Here is a 3,214-nt window from a genome sequence, read left to right on the forward strand (position 1 = left end):
CGGGGAGCGGATCCTCGATCGTGGGCCCGTGCGCGGGGTGGATGGCGGACGGGTTCAGCGCCTGCACCCGGTCCAGGGACCGCAGGTACTCGGTCAGGTCTCCCTCCGGCGGGGCCACCAGCGTGGTGTCGGCGCCGCCCATGAACAGGTCGCCGGCGAAGAGGGCACGGTCGCCCTCGCCCCCGTTCGCATCCAGGAGAAACACGATGTGCTCCGGCGCGTGCCCGGGCGTCTGGATCACGCGCAGCACCCCGGCATTCGTCTCCACGCGGTCCCGCTCGCCGATCCAGCGGACGGCGCCATCGTACAGGCGCGGGCCGGCGGCGCCGCGGGCCATCATCACCGGCGCGCCGGTGCGCCGGGCCAGCTCCGGGGCGGCGTCGGCGTGGTCGGGGTGCGCGTGGGTGAGGAGGATGGCCACGGGCGGATGTCCCTCCAGCGCGGCGGCGATGGCATCCAGGTGCGCGGGGTCGGCGGGTCCGGGATCGATGACCACCGGCCGCTCGCGCCCCACCAGGAAGGTGCGGGTGCCGTCCAGTGTCATCGGCGACGGGTTGGGGGCCAGCAGCGTGCGGATCATCTCTTCGGCACGGGGTGGAGCAGGTTCCCAGCGGCGGAACGGGCGGGGATCAGGAAGATCCGCGCCCGTCGTCGCCGTCTGTTTTCTCCGGGCTCGCCTTCGCCCGCGAACCCGGCTGGTGCACCTTGTTCAGCAGGTCGCGCGAGGATTGCAGCAGGTCGCGCGACTTGCGGAGCATGCTGCGCGTGCGCTCCACCACCTCGTCGATGGTGCCCTCGGCCGGCGGGCCCGGCGGGGGCGATTCGTTGTCGCTCATTCGGTGGCGGATGGGGTGGCGGGAAGGGGCTCGGGGGCGAGCTCCGGCCGGGGCCGGCGATCGGGGCGGGGCGCGACGGGGTCGGCGCTCATGCACAGGGCCAGCAGCTCGGGCTCGCCCAGCGCCTCCCAGTCGGCGCTGACCGGGTGAAGTCGGCGCTTTTCGGTGCCGCATTCGAAGCACAGCCAGCCCTCGGCCATGGATTCGGGGAGGAACAGGTCCGACTTGCGGCTGGGCGTCACGCTCCAGACGTTCCACTCGCGTCCGTCGGGATCGAGAAAGCTCCGTACCGGCATTGCCTCACCGCGTTCTGGTGCCCGGCATTCCTGGCCCGCCGGCACAACGTAGAGCCCCGCGGGCGTGGCCCGCAACGTGCTTCGCCACGAGCAACTTCCAGCCCGGCCCGGACGCACGACCTGCGAATGGACATAAACATCAACTGCAAGCTTGCCGCCGTGCTGGCGGAGCGCATGCGCGGCGAGCGGAACGACCTTACCCGGCGCTGGCTGGACCGCATCGTCGCGCGCGTCGACATCGACCCCAACACCGTTTTCCCCACCGAAGAGCTGCTGAACCACGTTCCGCTGCTGATGGACCGCATCGCCGACTACCTGGAAAACCCGGCCGTCGACATCGTGGCCGAGTCGCCGGTGGTGGGCAAGGCCATGGAGCTGGGCGAGCTTCGCTACGCGCAGGGCTTCGACGTCCACGAGATCCTCAAGGAATACGAGCTCCTGGGGGGCGTGCTCTTCGCCTTCCTGGTGCGGACGGTGGAGAACATCGACGACCCGTGCACGCGGGCCGAGCTGCTGGCCTGCGCCCACCGCCTGTTCCGCGCCGTGTCCATCATCCAGCAGCTCACCACCTCGCAGTACCTGCGGCTGGCGTCGGAGCGGGTGCGCGAGCGCGAAGACCGGCTGCGCGGCTTCAACCGCACCGTCACCCACGAGCTGAAGAACCGCATCAGCGCCGTGCTCGGGGCGGGGCAGCTGCTGGAGGATCCCCACATCTCGGCAGACCCCGAGCGCCGCGCGCGCTTCGCGGCCATGGTGGTGCAGAACGCCGAGGGAATGCAGGACGTGCTGCAGAACCTGCTGGAACTGTCGAAGATGGACAGCGACTCACGCCACCAGCGCAACGTTCCGCTCCCCCGCGTGGCGGCCGAGGTGTGCCGGCAGCTTCGCGAGATGTCGAGCGCGCGCAACGTGCGGGTGGTGATCGAAGACATGCCCGACGTAGAGGTGAATGCCGGGGCGATCGAGCTGTGCCTGACCAACTACGTGTCGAACGCCATCAAGTACTCCGACCCGTCGCGCTCCAACCGCTGGGTGCGCCTGAGGGCCGACGTGCGGGCGGGCGACGGCGGAGCCGACCTGGTGATCGCCGTGGAAGACAACGGGCTGGGGGTGCCCGAAGAGGCGCGCGACAAGCTGTTTTCCCGCTTCTACCGCGCCCACGGCACCATCACCGGGGTAGAGGGCACCGGGCTGGGGCTCAGCATCGTGCGCGACACGGTGGAGTCGCTGGGCGGCCGCGCGTGGGCCGAGTTCGACCAGTCCGCCGGCTCGCGCTTTCTGCTGGCCGTTCCCTGCCGCCGCGCGGCGGACCGCGAGCGCCGCGGCGGGGCGGCCTCGGCGCCCGACGTGTAACGGCCGCGGCCGCCCCTGTCCCTGATTCGTCTCACGTTCTAACTTATTCGGCCGCGGGGGAACCGCCCGCCGTCTCCGCCGGAACGCTATTCATCTGTTCACGCGTCGTGCCCGAGGTGCCCGGGCCGCCGCGAGCGGCGGGCCAGCAAGGATTTTCGTCGCCGCCCCAGTCCTGCACGATCCACTCGAACTGCCGGATATTCCCATGCACACCATCGACGCCGGCCGCCGGAACACGCGGGTCGAAGCCCTGAAGCGCGAAGTGGAGTCGCACGTGCGCTATACCCTGGCCCGCGACCTGGCCGCGGCCACGGAGCGCGACGTGTACATGGCCACCTCGTGGACCGTCCGCGACCGCCTGGCCGACCGCTGGGCCGCCACCAACGCGCGCTACGAGCAGAGCGACGTCAAGCGCGTGTACTACCTGTCGCTGGAGTTCCTGATCGGGCGCACGCTGGGCAACGCGCTGATCAACCTGGGCTACTCCGGCGCCGCGGCCGAGGCGCTGCAGGAGCTGGGGTACGACATGGAAGAGCTGCAGGAGCGCGAGCCCGACGCGGGGCTGGGCAACGGCGGCCTGGGGCGGCTGGCGGCCTGCTACCTGGACAGCATGGCCACCCTGGAGCTGCCCGGGATGGGCTACGGCATCCGCTACGAGCACGGCATCTTCCGCCAGGCGGTGGACGAGCGCGGCCGGCAGGTGGAAAAGCCCGACAACTGGCTGAAGGA

At 70.9% G+C, this 3,214-nt stretch carries 5 protein-coding genes; 2 read left to right on the forward strand and 3 right to left on the reverse strand.

Features of this window, described 5'->3' with window-relative positions:
• The 3 genes from VIB55_RS17065 to VIB55_RS17075 all read right to left on the reverse strand — a co-directional run.
• Positions 1-580 (reverse strand): MBL fold metallo-hydrolase (locus tag VIB55_RS17065; RefSeq protein WP_331877874.1); only part of this gene is annotated, 580 nt, incomplete at its 3' end.
• 49 nt (positions 581-629) lie between these two features.
• Positions 630-836, reverse strand: a complete 207-nt coding sequence (locus VIB55_RS17070; protein ID WP_331877875.1) for a hypothetical protein — start codon at positions 834-836, stop codon at positions 630-632.
• Positions 833-1,132, reverse strand: a complete 300-nt coding sequence (locus tag VIB55_RS17075; protein ID WP_331877876.1) for a hypothetical protein — start codon at positions 1,130-1,132, stop codon at positions 833-835. The genes VIB55_RS17070 and VIB55_RS17075 overlap by 4 nt, the downstream gene beginning before the upstream one ends.
• A 126-nt stretch (positions 1,133-1,258) precedes the next feature.
• Between VIB55_RS17075 and VIB55_RS17080 the strand changes: the two genes are divergently transcribed.
• Both VIB55_RS17080 and VIB55_RS17085 read left to right on the forward strand, forming a co-directional pair.
• Positions 1,259-2,485, forward strand: coding sequence for a sensor histidine kinase (locus tag VIB55_RS17080; protein ID WP_331877877.1), 1,227 nt, complete (start codon positions 1,259-1,261; stop codon positions 2,483-2,485).
• Positions 2,486-2,690: 205 nt separating this feature from the next.
• Positions 2,691-3,214, forward strand: a 524-nt coding sequence (locus tag VIB55_RS17085) for a glycogen/starch/alpha-glucan phosphorylase (protein WP_331877878.1), incomplete at its 3' end; no start/stop codon positions are given.

It is taken from the genome of Longimicrobium sp. (assembly GCF_036554565.1).
Classification (GTDB): Bacteria; Gemmatimonadota; Gemmatimonadetes; order Longimicrobiales; family Longimicrobiaceae; genus Longimicrobium.